Here is a 15,747-nt window from a genome sequence, read left to right on the forward strand (position 1 = left end):
GACACGCCCTCCCCAGCGTAAGGTGGATTAACGCAGGTACGTATGAGGGCGGCCATGTTGGCCCGCTGCGTCAGAACAGTGCGCCGTTTTCGGCACGTTGCGTGACAACAACGTGCCGCTTTTTTGGTAATGACAACCGCTCCGCATGCAATGCGTAGGCTGGGTTAGCGCAGCGTAACCCAGCGAATCAACATCGAATCACGCAACATGCACTGGCTCCTAAAGCAACCCTGATGCGCCTGCACAAGTCCATGAGCGTCGATTCAGGGACGTGCACGCTTCACGACGTCTGCGGCAGATAGCTGGGCCTATCCGCCGTAAGCCCTCGCTTCACTTGCAGGGTACGCTCATCGGCCAGCACCTCATCCAGGCCCGATTCGAGCCCGTCGAGCGCACGCTTGACGATCTCCTCGGCACTGGACTTCGGGGCATCGAACCCCCGCGCGAGGTCGGTATCGACAAAGCCCATGTGCAGTGCCAGCACCTGCGTCTTCTGCGCCGCAAGTTCGAGGCGCAGGGCATTGGTGAGCGACCACGCGGCGGACTTGCTCGCCGAATAGGCGGCCATCGCGCCGCTCACCCACGAGACGACCGACAACACATTGAGCAACGCGCCGCCGCCGTTGGCCTTGAGAATCGGCGCAAATTCCTTGCTCATGCGCAACATGCCGAAAAAGTTGGTTTCGAAGATGCGTCGCGCGACGTCTTCGCTGTCCGGTGCAAGAAAGCCCCCGGCCTGAGCGATGCCGGCGTTGTTGATTACCAGCGTCACGTCTGACGCAAGTTTTACGGCGGCCGCTACGTCATCTGGGTTAGTGACGTCGAGTCGCAGCGGCTGAACACCGGACTGGGTGATGGTGGCAGGATCGCGCGCGCCGGCGTAGACCTTGCGGGCGCCGCGGGCGAGCAATGCGTGGGTGAATGCCAGACCGAGTCCACGGTTGGCTCCGGTGACAAGAACGGTAGCGTTCTCAATTTTCATAAGAAACTCCGGGGGTGGGGAGGAATAGGTTCATCGTCATGGGGTCCGTGGCTTATCGATGTGGGCATCCACCACGATCCTCACAAGGGCAGCTCCTTACCTGTCTGCTCGCGCATGAGGTACTCGGCGTACCAGTCCGGCCAATTTTCATCGCGTTGGCCGCCGTTCCGCTTCTCATGCTCGCCGTGTGCGGCTTCTGCCCGCCGCAGCGCAGCTGCGAGATCCTCCGATGAGGTGAATGTCACGGCGTCGCTGTCCACGCGCCCAGGCGCTCGATGGGTGAGCTCTTGGAGCAACCAGCCATTGCCGTCCGGATCGCTGAACGAGGCGAACGAGCGATAGCTGCTGCGCTTGGGATCCGGACCGCTAACCCGAACCCGTCCGAACAGGTAGGGGTCGTCCTTGCCTGCGTAAACGCCAGCGGCGTCATGGAACACTTCGCTGATCGCCACACCGCGATCGACCAGTTCTTTGCGGATTGCCTGGATGTCGGAGACGATCAGGTACAGGCCCTGGGCGGAACCGGGATTGGCCGCGGTGACGTTCTTGCCGAAGATGACTGAGCATCCGGAACCGGGCGGCGTGAACTGGATTACGTTGAAGTAGCCATCATCCGAGGCGTAATCAGCGTCCAGTCTCCACCCCAATCCGCTGTAAAAGCGCTTGGCGCGTTCGACGTCCGAAACAGGGATGACGACGACTTCGAGTTTCATGTCCACGCCCCGTGCATGCGGGGTCCCGACTGCAGTGCTGCTCATATAAACCTCTGATGGATTGCTTGGACCGCAACGCGGCCTTCGAGATGGAAGATGTGTCGCCTTGAAGCCAGACGTGAGCCGGTTCGTCGCTGATGGCACGACGAACCGGCTAGGCCATGCGTTACGCCGTGATCACTTCCGTGACAACTTCGATATTGCCCTTCGTTGCCTGGGAGTAAGGGCACATCTGGTGCGCCGCATGAGCAAGCGCCTCGGCAACTTTCTGGTCCACGCCCGGAAGGCGCAGGGTGAACTTGGCACCAAGGAACCAGGCGGGGCCGGTCTCGCCAATGTTGACCTGGAGATCCACCGTCGTATCTTCCGGCAGAACGACCTTCTTCATCGAAGCCGCGTGGCCCAGAACAGTGATCCAGCAGGCCGACCACGCGCCTGCGAACAACTGCTCGGCAGTGGGATGCAGTTCGGCGGCGATGAACTCATAGCTTTTTGCACCTTCGGCCGACAGCTTGAGGTCGACGACGCCGTGCTCGCCACGCTGAAGGGCGGGGTCACGGTTGACCTTGGTGTGGGTCAGGCCGGAGTAGCGGACTTTTTCGATCTTGATCATGACTTGTTCCTCACAGGGGATCTTGGGGGGATTTCTTGAATCGGTTGGGCCGGTTGCAACGGAGGGGCGTCGTCGCTCTTGCATGGGGTGACCGGATGGAAGGAAAGGCTAGAACCTTCCAAACCAAGGCAGTAGACGGCAGATTCGAGAGGCACCCTTTCACTGGTGAGAGGTCATGAGCATTCTGCTAAGGGCGGTAGACACGGGCAGCCTTTCCGCCACCGGTCAGCAGTTGCGTATTCCTCTGGCAACCTCAGTCGAAGGGCATCGCAGTGGGAAGCGCGCCTTGATGCTCACCTGGCATTGCGACGTGGACGAAAACGGTCATGACTGATGCACGGCGCGATTAAATCGCCTCATCCGGCAGATCATGGAAGACATCGAGGAAGTTGAGCGCACGGAAGCCGATGAATGCCGGGCGCTGCAGGGCAAGTTGATCATCCGCGCACCGCAGGTGACCGGACACGATCAATGTCGTCCTGGCAGGCTGATCGGCAAGGTTGGACGTAGCTCTACCGGCTCATGAAGAACCCGGCTGCCAAAGTGTATCTATCACTTTTTGAATGACATCTTCTTTCCGTTGCCCTTCGATGAAGCTCCAGCGGGATTGGATTTCCCACAAGAACCTCCCTGGACATTCGACCTTGTCGTATGAGTACCTGCGAGCCCGTAATCCATAGGGCCACGATGAACCTGCGCCGGTCAGCAAATGCCGGGAGGTTATTGAATCTGTGGCGAATTCCGAAAATTGCTATTTAAGCTGGAGGGGCGCATGATGAATCAATGTTGGGGGCCTATCGAGTCCAGCATCTCAGCTGCGATCGCAAGCAATCGCCATTGAGTCTTACCCTGCTTCTTGTTGTGCAGGGATCCTCTCCAGTGCTGTCGCGCACTTTCGCGACTGTCTTTTTCAGGTAGGCCGATCATGCCCCGCAATAATGAGCCGCTCTCAGCGGTGCAGATTCATAGTGTCTACGCATCCGGGGGGACGCCCAAGAATAGGGCGACTGATGCAGAAGGCGTTCGATATTCGAGGACTTCTGCCTATATACGCGAACCGACGCATTCAGGACGTCCGTCGCTACGCCCTGATTTGTCGATCAAGAAAAAAAGGTATTGATGGCGGATTGTTCAATGGAACTTTCGTCCCCTGTGCCTGATGTGTCTCGGTTCGGCAGGACGCCCTCACTGGGAAGGACGCTCCGCTGAGGGCAAGGATGCCTTGGTGAGCTCGGGCAAGGTCATTTTCGTTGCGGTGGCGGGCAAACAGCCGTATTGCGCACGCAATGTCGGTGTACGAAGTCGCCGCCGTCCATGATCCAGCCATCAACTGGCGAATCATGGTCAAGTTACGGATCGGGTGCCTGCCAAGTGGCGTGTTCGCTGTAAATCACATCCATAAACGCGCGGCTTATTGAGGTTGCGAGAATGGACAGAGTATTCACCCTTGGTGTTGCCAGAAACATCCATGTCCAACTTATCCGTCGCCAATACATTGCTTGCACTTCGTTTGCCGGAAGTGGATCTATTATTTGGCGACTTGCGTAATCGCTACGATGTATCTCCGGCGCGATCGTTTGGATGCCATATAGCCATTCGTCCTGGCCACCCTTCGTCTGGCGAATGGACTAAAGAAAACCTTGGGTTGCTCGCTGCTGTGTGCGCGTTCTCTTCGCCGTTTGAAATTGCGCTGGCGCGCGTAGGTTATTCCCTCGGCGCTGTTTATTTGGCGCTGGAACCTACGGAACCAATCGTTCGCCTGGAATCGCGAATATCGCAGCTATTCTCAGCCGTTCAGTCAGTAACGCGTCAAGTCATGCCGCGAGTGCCGATAGCAGGAGGATTGTCACCGCGTCAAACCGTCATGCTGGGCATGGCTTTGGAGAATCGGATCAAGCAACGTGGCGTGTTGATGACCGTGTGCAGTGAGTTGTCACTCATGACGGTTGACGAGGGTCAGTGGATGACTGCTGAAAAATTTGCATTAGGCGAAACATCGCTTCGCGCTCGAAGTCGGGGCGACAATGCCCTCTAACTTCCGGATGGAATCGCTTTTGTATCGCTTGGCTTTACGTCGTCGCGCGCTGCCTTCTTCTTCGCCTGCTTCGCGTCCTGTTGCTTTTTCTTTGCCAGTTCGCGCTGACGCTTTTCAAATGAATAGTTTGTCTTTGCCAAGTGCGTTGTCTCGCTTAGTCAAGGTAGTTATGAATGGCGCTCAATGCAGTATTTGCCACTGCCTGGCGGTGCTTACTTCTTGTCCGAAGATTGCTTGGGGGCCATTGATGCGCCGTTCGCATGGGCGGAAGCGTCGGCTTCTTTGGGCCGATGATGGAATGGTGTGTTTCCCAATACTTCAATGCGCCCGCCCGCCTTGTTGAATGCGGCGATGTCCGCGGCAATGCGCTCGCTGGTGAGCGCCGCCCTGGTCGAGGCGGAACCGGAGTAAGGATTGCTGGTGCCGGATTGGCGATAGTTAGGCATGATGGAGTCCTGTTATTTAGAGATGATTTCCGTGCCGCGAGCACATTGTTCTTCGTAATCGGCGCGAATGGCTTTGCAATACGGGCCACCCATGGCAAATCGTCGACAGACGGCGGGACGATTTTCATAAATGCTGCAATTCATGTGAGTGCGATCCAGCGCGACGCACCATCCGTCTTCACCGTGAGCCATCGCATGAGGTCCTTGCGCAAGCTGGGTGGTGAGGTGAACGGGAATCTTGTCCTCGGATTCCAGAATGACCACCAGCCGACAGCACACCGCGTCGCAGGTCGCGCAATGGGCCGGGCCTTTCATGTGCTTACTGGACCTGGCCGGGTCTGCGCGGTGAATGGAATGGCATGGCATATCTGCTCCCGAAGGGCGCCACCTTCTAATAAGGCGGTTCACGCGTGAAAGGAGGGAGCGAAACGGGCAACCATGGAGCAGTCGCACGGGGCGCCAGAACAAGGCAGGTAACTCACTTACCCGCCTACAGTACACCATGCTGCTCGTTGAGATGGTGTAAGGATGATGTGTATCAGCCCATCAAACTGAACGAGAGGCCATTTTTCGTTTGCTTTTTGGAGCGATAACCTCTACCCTCATTCGGCTGAGTTTCAAGGGTCACCCTGAATTGTGGCCCGATGCTGTAGATAGCAGTTCCACTACACCGTTGTACCCGCTTCTCCTTGCGACCAGCTTTTTTGCCGCCAAGCGGCTTCACTTGCTCCAAGGAAATGACTATGTCCCAGGTAGAAACCGGTACTGTAAAGTGGTTCAACGATGCCAAAGGTTTTGGCTTCATCAGTCGCGATAAGGGCGGTGACGATGTATTCGTTCACTTCCGCTCGATTCAGTCCACAGGCTTCAAGAGCCTGCAGGAAGGTCAAAAGGTGTCCTTCACCGTGACCCAAGGCCAGAAAGGCTTGCAGGCTGAACAGGTTCAATTGGCCTAAGCCATCTGCAGACTCAAAAAAGGCCCGGCTATAAGCCGGGCCTTTTTGTTTGGTCTTGAACGCTCTATCGGCTATGTATGCAGGCGCTGCGTCGATATCCCCAGGACGCCGCGATCCTCTTGATGCCGCAAATGACTGGGGCATGGCGAGAGAGCTTCCGTAATTACTGAGTTCACGACCGTGTTGTTCATACTCCGGTGCGCGTTATCGTGTTCTTTGCACGGGCATCAGCATTTCAAATGTAAGGAATGCAGCAAGTAGCAGCCAGAGCGCAAAAAGCCGCGGCCCAACCGCGACAATTTCCCGGACCGTCGTTGGATAGCCCCACCTCTGTTAAGTTGCCGAGAATACGGGAATATTTGCTTTGAGCATCCGGTGACCATTGCGTCCAAGGCGGTCAAACGGCAATCTCATGCTGTCCGCTTTCGAGCCGGAGGGGTCGATATCGGCTGGCAGCAGGTTATGCGCCATGCGTGCCGATTTTGGATCCAATTTAGGGACGGGGGGATCTGTGCTGCGAACAATTCTATTAAGTGCCATCGGATCGGCTCTGTTCTCTTTCCTCATGTGGCTGGCTGTCTGGGGCCGAGGAAGAGAGGAGGACGCAGATGGCAATCCCACTCTCCGCTATGTAGCAGCAAAGTTCCTCATGCCGATCATGGGACTATTTTTTCTGGGCATTGGCGTTTACGAGTGGCTTGATCCGCGTAACCACCACTACGCCGGAAACCTGGAAATACTGTCTTACACGCCCGTCGTGGTCGCGATCCTCTGCTTCGTCATGTCGATCTACTTCACTGGCTATCGAGTGATACTGAGAGCGCGAACTATTGAAATAAGGCGATGACCACTGAGCACTGTGGAGTATGGCCTTGACCGGCTCCAGTCGATGGAGGCGAAAGGTCGGCAGGTGATTCTTCACTTCGATCCCGGGCGCAAACTTGTCATTTATCCCAATCTCTCGGGCCGTGAATACTTCATTGAGCGGTTGAAGGCTCAATGAACATTGATCAGCACATGAGGTGGGGTAGTGCGCGTGAACGGAAAATACATAAATGGCGACGCAATTTCGCCCGCTGTCGAGGGAGGGCTCCGGCGCAATCAGTTACAACGCCGAATTACGTCCGGGATGCTTGCGAGGCGGTTGCCGTTCATGGCAATCGCGTCATTCCCGCACCGATCTGAGCAAATATTGAAATATGTCTCGCTGACTTACATGGGTCTCTTCGCGTTGACAGGTGTCGCTTATGGCTACAGCTCCTGTCCGCGATACAGGCATCTGTTCTTTGCTTCTTGGTAGTCCAATGCTTTCGCGAGAAGACGCATACATTTCGGTGTGCTGCTTTCGGGTGTGGCTTCTGATGGTTGGCCGAGGGGTCAAAATGACGGTGACATTTGGAGCTACGCGCACCACAGTTGCATCGGGGCCCACTCACCCCGTCGCCTTTGCTGCTTTGTTGTGTGCGTAAGATTTCTAAATACCTAGATAACTGGCTTGGTCTGCTTCGATTTGACGACAGGGGATGGGTCGTATGCGTAGATGGATCTGGTTCGCGATTCTTGTATGGGCTTCATTTGTGGCTGGCGCATTCTTTTATGCGAGTCAGCCGCTTTACGTCTGCGCCTTTACCGCGTTGGTGCCGTTATTGGCGTTGTACGTGGGGCTTATGGCAAGGCTATTTTCCCGGCGGCTATCCCTGCGTGCCGTTTCGGTGGTCGGGGCGGTTCTGCTCGTTGTGCTGGCTGGGGGAGAGGCCTGGGTTCGATCGTCGGATTCGACGATCAAAGGTGTGCTGCCATGGGTCGTGCAGACGATCCAGCAGTGGAAGCGACCCTCGGCCCCTGAATCCGCCGTTAGACCCGTTTCGGGTGCTCAAGCCACGGCAACCGTAGACGATAGGAAAATTTTCGACCAGCTGGCCGATCTCATCATGCGACAACGCTGTACCACGCGCGCGTATGAAACGGCAGCGAACGAAACCGGGTGGTCATTCGTGCTCGCTCCATCAAGCACCGATGCCATGCAAAAGATCAGGGACGACAAGCTTGCGTTGGTCGAATATCGTGAACTCATGCAAAGTCGCATCGACGTCATAAGGAAATTCGATGCAAGCGGCAAGGCGCTGATTTTTGGGATAAACGCCGCCGAAAGAGATAAGGCGGAGCAGCAATTTTCATCAGCCGAAAACATGGTCATCGATAGTCAAAGCGTGGAACTGGATGCCAGAGAGAGGGAGCTTCAATCGGTGGATAAGATGTTGGATATTTCTCTGCGTGCGTATTCGCATTCGCCCGATAAGTCGCGAGCGCCGACATACACGCCGGCTGAGGTGGCGCGCCTGAATTCGCTTTTGGCAGATGTGCGTGTGCAAGACGAAGCGATTAAGCAATTGTATGATCGCACGTCTTACGCCATCTCTTATGCGGATCACCAGTTGAATACGTTGGTGACGCCGGCTCCCGGCAGTCCGCCGCGCTATTGGCAATGTCCCAAGGATATTGCTGTTCCCCACGCCGCGATTGCCGTAAATGAACCACTGGTTGATAGTGCCGTAAGCCGCAATGTGACTAAGCCGGCTGCACCGCGCTCCTTCGATGCCGTGCCTGTGCGCGCCATTGGGCACGAAACTGTCAATCGTCAGTCCGGGATGCTCAGCGCTTCGACACAGCCATGCGAGCCATTGGTGCCGTCTGCTGCGGATCCGAATCCCGAGGTAAACATCGTGGGCACCAAGATGAGAGGGGATTACGCAAACGATCCTTTGCATACTATCTATCTCTCAGTTGTCACCGATGGCTGCGGACCATCTACGCTGTCCGTCGAATGGAAATACGGGCCATCGCGTTTGGTCAACGTTACTGATCTGAAAATCGTGTCGCACGGTCCCACTTGGTCCGTATTCAATCTGAAAAACCCCAACGATTGGCCCCTGGGTGCGTACCACGTAGATGTCAAAGTGAATGGAGCGGTTCTGGCTACACAACACTTTTCGATTGGCGTGGATGGACTTTCTTCTTCAAATTGATGCTGTCGTTCGCGGGTAAAAAGTAAATTCGAATCGGAAAGCGGGGCGGAGGCGGTCAAATGAAATCAGCTGCATCCCTCCTCTTTGTTCTGGCGGCTTACCTATGCGGCTAGAGGCCTGCATGGGTTGACGAGTGCACAGGAAGTACATCCGCATCATGTCGGTCTTTTTCTAGAAACAACACGGCGCAACGCAGGCCAAAAGGAGGGGGGATGGATTTCGAAGAGATGAATAACTTCATGAGCACCTACAAGACGGAGAATCAGGATATTAGATTCCGTATACGAAAGCGCGGCCTGGAGTCGAAAGAGAGGCGTTTGCTAGGCACGGTGTCATCCGTCTATGGTTTTTATCTCTTTCTGTTTGCATGGGGCGCGCTTGCGCCATTCCTTGACCGCACATCTGCGCACTTCGCGATTACCGCAATGGCCGGTGGGAGTGCCTTTGTTGTCCTGATTTTTGGCTACATAATTTATCGGGTATGGCGAAATCCGCCGCCGTCTGCTGCAGTGATGGCGATTCCTGGTTTGCTGATCTTTTTATTGGGCTTACCCAACCTAAGCTTGATGTTATGCATACCCAGCGCATTCGCGCTGGTTGCATTCTATTATCTTGGTAAGACCTGGAAGGAGCTCGCAGCAATGTCGGCGCCACCATCGGATACATGACAAAATCGACATGAACCATCAAAGGGGATGGAGGTTAATTTTTTAATCACTCCATCCCGTTTACCGCGAGCACCCTTTTAATGTCCGCCTTCAATGGTTCCGCGACCTGTTGGTCATCACCATCGCGATGCCCCCAAGAATCGCAGTAGTAGCGGCAGTCAGGCGCGGAGTGATCGCTTCCGATAGGAACACCACTCCGCCAAATGCCGCGATCAGCGGTACCGACAACTGTACGGTGGCGGCGCGCATGGCGGAAAGCCTCCTCAACGCGGTATACCAGATGACATACCCGATGCCCGACGTGAGTGCGCCGGAGGCAATGCCCAGGGCGACCCCGGCTGCGTTCGTGTAAGCGCGGGCGTTGACGATGAAAAGCAAGCTCAGCAAGGGGGCAAGCAGCGCTGCCCTCGCGAAGTTTCCCGCTGTTGCAGCAAGCGGGTCGGTCAGGCCGCGGCCGCGCAACGAGTACACGCCCCACGCCGCGCCAGCGATCGCCATCAACGCAGCGCCGAGGAGCGGCGGCGCTGCGATACCCGGAGACACCAGGTAGAAAAGCCCAGCGACGGCCAATGCGAGACCGAGCCATGCTACGTACCCGAATTTTTCGCCGGAGCGCAAGCCGACGCTGAGCATGGTCAATTGAACCGTACCGAACAGAATCAATGCCCCCGTGCTTGCGGGCAAGGTGAGATACGCGAAGGAGAAGAAGGCGACATAGGCAAACAGCATGGTCGCAGCGAGCCAGTCGGCATGGCTGGGCGAGGACCGCTTCGGCCGGAGCCGAACGATGACGGCGAGCATGATCGCTCCGGAAACGAGCCTGATGGCGGCGAAGCTGATTGGATCGATTTCCCGTCGCTGCAAGGCAAACCGGCACAACAGCGAATTGGCCGCGAAGGCGAGCATCGCCACCGTAGTGAAGACGGTCGTCTGCACGATGAGCAGTCCACCGCGCGTTTCATGCATGGGTCGCCACCAGAACGACTGCCCACGACAGCAACGCCACGCCGAGGGGCGCGCTGAGACGCTTGCCCCAGCGCACGTTCTTTTCGATCGCCATCACGGTTGCAAGCAAGAGCATCCACCCGAGGCTGCCGGTACCGAGAGCGAACATCAATAGCATCAGCGCCCAGCAGCACCCGACGCAGAATAAACCGTGCTGTGCGCCAAGCGCGAATGCTTGCCGCGCGCGCGCTTGCCCTCGCCAGCGCTCAATGACGAAGCTCAACGGCGTGCGGCACTTTTCCAGACACTGGTACTTGAGCTTGCTGAACTGAAATGCGCCGGCCAACGCGATGATGGCGACACCGATCAGCCAGCCATTCCACGCCAGCGTGGGTACGCTGGCGAGCCCGGACAGCAGTGCAGTGTGAAGTGCGTGCGCCAGGACTCCGAAGGCTCCCCAGACCGTCATATAGCCCAGGCCGAGCAGCATAAGGAGACGCCCGTGGTCCGGTCGCTCGCCCGTCAACCGGTCGAAGACATTGAACAGCGGCAAGATGGTGGGCAACATCATGGCCGTTGTCATGAGGATCCACGCGATGGCCTCGAAGACCACGGGCACGATTACGTTGCCGCCCGGAACGACACGGCACAGAAACGCAATCGATCCTGAGGCTATCCAGTTACCTTGTTCGACATAGCGTCCATAAGGACTGCGCGTCCACGCCCACAACGCAACCCATGCGAAAGCAATCAGCGCGGCAAGGATCGGCACGAACACGCGAACATGGCGCGAGGCGCTGGGCGGCGAAGGGCCTGCCGTTGAGTTCATGCATCGAAGACGAACGTGCTCTGTAGGGCGTTGTGGTTCTTGATGTCGAGATTGATGCCGAGGGCTGCGTTTCTGGATCGATAGGTCGGGGCCTTGCCGACAAACACCGGCGCCCCAGGCACGGTTGAGAACACGGTATCGGAGAGGGTGGTCTGGCCGCCGGTCGCGCCGAGATAGGGCTCAAGTTCGGCGTAGTAGTTCATGCCGATCTCGAGTTCGCCCTTACCCGCAACCACGGTGAACCGGATGGGTGCTCGCTCCACCGATACGACCTGGCCGATGAGCTTGGCGAGATCGGCGACCGGTCCACCGGCCTGGCCGGTGTAGACCTTTAGCAGTGCCTCTTCCTGCGCTTTTGAAGCCTGGTCGCCGATGTAGATTGCGGCAGTCCAGTTGCCTTGCAGGATATTACCGGGCACATGGGCCACGGCCGCGATGGTATTACCGGCAACATCAACGCCGTCGACCGTTCCCTTGTCTATATGCCACGCGACAATGGTGTCGCACGTACCGTTGTCAGGATCCTCGCCGATCCAGCAGGGGCATAGGACCTTGCAGTTACAAACTTCGAGCAGACGACCTTCCAGGTGATAGCTCATACGAACCTCCATTGAAGGTACGCGAACATCAACACGCCGCCGCGGGACGACGCTGAAAAGGGGGCAACGATTTTCCCGCCGCGGGTTTGGCCAAGTCAAGTTCGATTGCGAGCAGCGGCGGATTGAAGGGGAAAAACACGAGAAAACCGGCGACTGTTAATCGGGGCATGAGTTCGAGTCTTGCCTGAGATGTCAGATCGTAAGGCCCTTATCTGCGGCGTTAAAGGCTCTTTCGAAATGATGGGGCCGATCATCGCAGTACGTAACAGCTGCGTCAGTCTGACTGGCACCAATGTATGTACAACCGGTACAAACATGGGTGCCATGCCCAATGCCAAACGTCGACCCACCCATGACTTCATACCCATGCACTAGTGTGAACTTAACACTATAGTTCACTCCGTCATAAGCGGAAGAGCGGGTCAGCCGTGGACGATAGCGCGGGCCAACTCAAGAAATTCCAGAAGGAGCTTTCCAGCGGCACGGTGTCTTTGGTGCTGCTGGCGGTGCTTGGGCAGTCGCGGCAGGCGCTGTATGGCTACCAGATTGCCAAACGGCTGGAGGAGCTGGGCGAGGAGACCGGCGCTTTGGCCGGGAAGCAGAGTGCGCTTTATCCAGTGCTGCGCAATCTGGAGGCCAATGGTTTGCTGGCGAGCGAGGTAGAGCCGTCGGTTAGCGGGCCGCCGCGACGTTATTACCGCATTACCAAACTGGGGCGCGAAGTGTTGCGTGAATGGATCGCCGCGTGGGAGGCCACGCGCGATTCGGTCGACAAAGTTCTGCAGGGAGAATGGCGATGACGACAGGCTCAACGGGAACGCCGCGTACGATCGCGGAATACCTGGACCAACTACGTAGCGCCTTGCGCGGCGCAGATCCGGCCTTGATCCAGGATGCGTTGTATGACGCCGAAGAACATCTGCGCGCCGAACTGGCTGAGCAGCCGGGACACGACGAGGCAGTGATGCTGGCCAGGGTCGCGAGCAGCTACGGTGCGCCGGAGGAAGTGGCGGACATTTATCGCGATCAGGAAATCAAGATTCAGCGTGCGCTGCGTCCGCCGTTGCCACCCAAGCGTCGTTCGATGGCGGGACAGTTCTTTGGCGTGGTGGCCGATCCGCGTACTTACGCGGCCTTGTTCTACATGCTGTTGTCGCTGGCGACGGGTATTTTCTATTTCACCTGGGCGGTAACCGGTATTTCGCTATCGGTAGGGCTGGCGGTGCTGATTATCGGCATTCCGTTCATCGTGCTTTTCTTTGGCTCGGTGCGGGTGCTTTCCCTGGTGGAAGGGCGCATGGTGGAATCGATGCTGGGGGTGCGCATGCCGCGTCGTCCGAGATTCTCCACGCGCGGGATGTCGCTGTGGCAGCGGATCGGTGCGATGTTCAGCGATCCACGCAGCTGGAGCACCCTGTTCTATATGTTGATGATGCTGCCGCTCGGCATCATTTATTTCACGCTGGCGGTGACCATGTTTAGCGTGTCGCTGGCATTTACCGCCGCACCGCTGGTCAAGCTGGTCGCGACGATGTCCGGCTTCCAGGATTCCTGCGATGGTCCGGCCTGGGTGTGCGCGTGGGTGCAGTGGCTGGACGGTTGGGCCGCCGCGTTCGCAGTGAGCGTGATCGGTGTGCTGCTGTTGTTCGTGACGCTGCATATGGTGCGTGCCTTGGGACGTATGCACGGCCTGATGGCCAAACACTTGCTGGTCGCCGGAGCGGCGAGGGAGTAAGTACGCATGATGCTCTTGCAGGGTAATGATGTGCTCACCGCCCTGGCGGGCGAATGGACGGGTGATGAGTCGATAGCTACCACTCGTTGGGGGCAGGGTGGTGCAGCCACCGCACGGGTGAGTGCGCGTTTCGAGCTGGGCGGCAAGGTCTTGTTGCAGGATTATCGCGAGGAGCGTGACGGCCGGCCGGCATTGCAGGCGCATGCCGTGTTCGTCGCCGGGCTGGAGCCCGGTGAATATGCGATGTATTGGTTCGACAGTTATGGCTTTACGCCGTCGCAACCGGCGACCGGACATTGGGACGGCAAGCGTCTGGTTTTCCTGCGCACGTCATCGCGCGGGCAGACCCGGCATCACTATGAGATGGTGGGCGATGGCACGTACCGACTCATGCTGGAAAGTTCATTTGATGGTGGCGTGAATTGGGTACAGGTGATGCAAGGGGAATATCGGCGCGTGGCTGAGTTCCTGCCATGCGTTAGTGCAGCTCAGCTGCAGGGTCATGTCGATCAACGGTAATTAAGATCCGGCGAGGAGAGCAGGAAGGTGTTCCATTCCTGTTGCGAGGTGGCTTTGGCCAGGGCACCGCGGGTGGCGGCGGATAAGTTGGGCTCGATCGCATCGTAATACAGGCGTGTGGTCAGCATCGGGAAGCCTGCGCCGCGGGTGGTGCTGCCCGCTGGCGTAAACAGTTGGTTGTTGCCGGTGCCGATGGCACGCGCGATATCGAAGCGTTTCGCCATCTGGCCCGAACTGGACCAGCTTTCGTTATCCAGCGGCCAGCCATCGGGCGTAATGCGTCCGAACAACGGCTGGTCCAATTGATTGAGCCAGCCGATCAACGGTTGCGCATTCACAATCGGCGTGCCGTCGTAGGCCAGACGCACGGACGACACCACGAATTGCATCGGATCCTTGAACTTTTTCCCGGCGTTGGCGACCAGGTCGTGCGATTCGAACATCACGCGCATGACCTGTGCGATGTCACCGTCCGTGCGGCGGAAGGTGTGCGCCATTTTCGCCACCAGCGCGGGTGAAGGATTGTCAGACACGAAATACTCCGCCAGCTTGCGCGAAATGAACTGCGCGCAGGCAGGTTGCCGCACGATCAGGTCGACGGCTTGCTTCACCTCATCGAAGCCGCTGCCCTTGATGGTTTTGCCGAGCAGTACTTTGTCGCTGAAATCGTGCCGTTGCGGATTGAATTCGAACAGGCCGTTCTTCACCACCAGTGGCGCCATGTTCGGCCCGAATGTCTCCGGCTTGCCGTTGATGGGGGCAATGCCTACGCCGGTAAGTATCAGTGCCAGCTGTTGCACGTCCTGCTGGGTATAGCCCGAATTCACGCCGAGCGTATGCAGCTCCATCAGCTCGCGCGCGTAGTTTTCGTTGACATGGCCTTTGGCGTTTTGGGCGTTGTCCAGAAATTCCAGCATGGCCGGGCTTTCCAGCGTGGCCATCACCAGATCGCGGAACTTGCCCAGCGCGTGCGGGCGGATGATGTTCTGCTCGTAATCGGCCAGCTCCCAACGGATGCGCCCCTTGCCGGCATAGACGCTGAAGTGGTTGAGCCAGAACCACACCAACTGCTCCTTGAGCTGGTTGGGGCCGTAGATGGCGTGCAGGATTTCCGCTTGCTGCGCTTCCTGGCCAAGCTTGTTGGCACGTGTTTGCAGCGCCTTGTTGGCGGCGACTTTATCCGGGCCGTCCGGCATGGTCTTGATCTGCTGTTGCTGCTGCTGGATCGAGACCAGCAACGGCTCCAGCGGTGTGTAGAAGGACTCGTAGGAAGCGATCTGCGCGGCAATCGGCGCCGGCAAGGTATCGCTGATGCGATTGTCCAACTGCTTTTCCAGCACCGCCTTGCGACCCAGGGCGCGGTATTGCGTGACGGTGGCCGTATCCAGCCCGAAACTGTCGCGGCGCAACCATGTGACATCATCCTGGCTCAGACTGGTCGGCGCGGATGCCTCGACAAGCGGGGCGGCGATCAGCAAGCTTATCGACAGTGAAAGGGCGGCAAAGGCAGTCGGACGCATGCGGCGGGTTCCGTGGGTGCGTGAGACGTCGATGGGTGTTGCTGCGCCAAAAAGCGCGATGGAATGGTAACGGAATGCAGGCGCTTGTCGCGCCGTCATTCCCGCGTAGGCGGGGATCCATTTTCTCTATTTTGTCCAAGAGCAAAATGGGTCCCCGCCTA

Annotated in this window: 19 protein-coding genes; 9 read left to right on the plus strand and 10 right to left on the minus strand. The window is 57.6% G+C overall.

What is annotated here, in order from left to right; genetic code table 11:
- Window positions 1–280: 280 nt before the first annotated feature.
- From ISP19_RS00080 to ISP19_RS00090, 3 genes are all read right to left on the minus strand, one after another.
- Window positions 281–982: an SDR family oxidoreductase gene (locus tag ISP19_RS00080; protein ID WP_204678192.1), complete on the minus strand. Its 702-nt coding sequence runs from the start codon at window positions 980–982 to the stop codon at window positions 281–283.
- Between the two features lie 80 nt (window positions 983–1,062).
- Window positions 1,063–1,695, minus strand: a complete 633-nt coding sequence (locus ISP19_RS00085) for a VOC family protein (RefSeq protein WP_204678194.1) — start codon at window positions 1,693–1,695, stop codon at window positions 1,063–1,065.
- A gap of 166 nt (window positions 1,696–1,861) precedes the next feature.
- Window positions 1,862–2,308, minus strand: a complete 447-nt coding sequence (locus ISP19_RS00090) for an Ohr family peroxiredoxin (RefSeq protein ID WP_204678196.1) — start codon at window positions 2,306–2,308, stop codon at window positions 1,862–1,864.
- 175 nt (window positions 2,309–2,483) lie between these two features.
- Between ISP19_RS00090 and ISP19_RS00095 the strand changes: the two genes are divergently transcribed.
- Together ISP19_RS00095 and ISP19_RS00100 are read left to right on the plus strand one after the other, a co-directional pair.
- Entirely contained in the window at window positions 2,484–2,642 is a 159-nt protein-coding gene (locus tag ISP19_RS00095) for a hypothetical protein (RefSeq protein ID WP_204678198.1), read from the plus strand.
- Window positions 2,643–3,776: 1,134 nt separating this feature from the next.
- Window positions 3,777–4,343 carry a hypothetical protein gene (locus tag ISP19_RS00100; RefSeq protein ID WP_204678200.1) on the plus strand — a complete coding sequence of 189 codons (567 nt, stop codon included), beginning with the start codon at window positions 3,777–3,779 and terminating at the stop codon, window positions 4,341–4,343.
- Here ISP19_RS00100 and ISP19_RS00105 read toward each other — a convergent pair.
- From ISP19_RS00105 to ISP19_RS00115, 3 genes are all read right to left on the minus strand, one after another.
- Window positions 4,340–4,483 (minus strand): hypothetical protein, encoded by a 144-nt coding sequence (locus ISP19_RS00105; protein WP_204678202.1) that lies wholly within the window; start codon window positions 4,481–4,483, stop codon window positions 4,340–4,342. The two genes, ISP19_RS00100 and ISP19_RS00105, sit on opposite strands and share 4 nt — an antisense overlap.
- A gap of 72 nt (window positions 4,484–4,555) precedes the next feature.
- The gene (locus ISP19_RS00110; RefSeq protein WP_204678274.1) at window positions 4,556–4,789 is read right to left on the minus strand and encodes a hypothetical protein; all 234 of its coding nucleotides are present in this window, start codon (window positions 4,787–4,789) and stop codon (window positions 4,556–4,558) included.
- Between the two features lie 12 nt (window positions 4,790–4,801).
- On the minus strand, window positions 4,802–5,104 hold the full coding sequence (locus ISP19_RS00115; protein ID WP_204678204.1) for a YkgJ family cysteine cluster protein: 303 nt from the start codon (window positions 5,102–5,104) through the stop codon (window positions 4,802–4,804).
- A 428-nt stretch (window positions 5,105–5,532) separates the two neighbouring features.
- Between ISP19_RS00115 and ISP19_RS00120 the strand changes: the two genes are divergently transcribed.
- From ISP19_RS00120 to ISP19_RS00135, 4 genes are all read left to right on the plus strand, one after another.
- Entirely contained in the window at window positions 5,533–5,745 is a 213-nt protein-coding gene (locus tag ISP19_RS00120; RefSeq protein ID WP_204678206.1) for a cold-shock protein, read from the plus strand.
- Between the two features lie 469 nt (window positions 5,746–6,214).
- Window positions 6,215–6,592, plus strand: coding sequence for a hypothetical protein (locus ISP19_RS00125; protein WP_204678213.1), 378 nt, complete (start codon window positions 6,215–6,217; stop codon window positions 6,590–6,592).
- 685 nt (window positions 6,593–7,277) lie between these two features.
- Window positions 7,278–8,771: a hypothetical protein gene (locus ISP19_RS00130; protein WP_204678215.1), complete on the plus strand. Its 1,494-nt coding sequence runs from the start codon at window positions 7,278–7,280 to the stop codon at window positions 8,769–8,771.
- Between the two features lie 212 nt (window positions 8,772–8,983).
- A complete protein-coding gene (locus tag ISP19_RS00135; protein ID WP_204678217.1) occupies window positions 8,984–9,439 on the plus strand; it encodes a VIT1/CCC1 transporter family protein in 456 nt (151 codons plus the stop codon).
- Window positions 9,440–9,529: 90 nt separating this feature from the next.
- Here ISP19_RS00135 and ISP19_RS00140 read toward each other — a convergent pair whose 3' ends face one another.
- From ISP19_RS00140 to ISP19_RS00150, 3 genes are read right to left on the minus strand one after another with little or no spacing between them, the layout of a single operon-like run.
- Window positions 9,530–10,405, minus strand: a complete 876-nt coding sequence (locus ISP19_RS00140) for a DMT family transporter (RefSeq protein WP_204678219.1) — start codon at window positions 10,403–10,405, stop codon at window positions 9,530–9,532.
- Window positions 10,398–11,162, minus strand: a complete 765-nt coding sequence (locus tag ISP19_RS00145) for a DUF2182 domain-containing protein (RefSeq protein ID WP_204678221.1) — start codon at window positions 11,160–11,162, stop codon at window positions 10,398–10,400. The genes ISP19_RS00140 and ISP19_RS00145 overlap by 8 nt, the downstream gene beginning before the upstream one ends.
- Before the next feature lie 47 nt (window positions 11,163–11,209).
- Entirely contained in the window at window positions 11,210–11,812 is a 603-nt protein-coding gene (locus ISP19_RS00150; protein ID WP_204678223.1) for a DUF1326 domain-containing protein, read from the minus strand.
- Window positions 11,813–12,240: 428 nt separating this feature from the next.
- On the opposite strand from ISP19_RS00150, the gene ISP19_RS00155 reads away from it, so the two are divergent.
- Genes ISP19_RS00155 through ISP19_RS00165 form a run of 3 tightly spaced genes read left to right on the plus strand, consistent with a single transcriptional unit; the run spans window position 12,241 to window position 14,066 of the window.
- On the plus strand, window positions 12,241–12,612 hold the full coding sequence (locus ISP19_RS00155; RefSeq protein WP_204678225.1) for a PadR family transcriptional regulator: 372 nt from the start codon (window positions 12,241–12,243) through the stop codon (window positions 12,610–12,612).
- Complete coding sequence (locus tag ISP19_RS00160; RefSeq protein ID WP_239556276.1) at window positions 12,609–13,547, plus strand: sensor domain-containing protein; 939 nt, start codon at window positions 12,609–12,611, stop codon at window positions 13,545–13,547. The genes ISP19_RS00155 and ISP19_RS00160 overlap by 4 nt, the downstream gene beginning before the upstream one ends.
- A 6-nt stretch (window positions 13,548–13,553) precedes the next feature.
- Window positions 13,554–14,066 (plus strand): DUF1579 family protein, encoded by a 513-nt coding sequence (locus tag ISP19_RS00165; RefSeq protein WP_239556279.1) that lies wholly within the window; start codon window positions 13,554–13,556, stop codon window positions 14,064–14,066.
- Here the strand turns inward: ISP19_RS00165 and ISP19_RS00170 are convergent.
- Window positions 14,057–15,685 carry a DUF1800 domain-containing protein gene (locus ISP19_RS00170; RefSeq protein WP_425489212.1) on the minus strand — a complete coding sequence of 543 codons (1,629 nt, stop codon included), beginning with the start codon at window positions 15,683–15,685 and terminating at the stop codon, window positions 14,057–14,059. The two genes, ISP19_RS00165 and ISP19_RS00170, sit on opposite strands and share 10 nt — an antisense overlap.
- Window positions 15,686–15,747: the final 62 nt, after the last annotated feature.

The organism is Dyella flava (genome assembly GCF_016904955.1).
Classification (GTDB): Bacteria; Pseudomonadota; Gammaproteobacteria; order Xanthomonadales; family Rhodanobacteraceae; genus Dyella_B; species Dyella_B flava.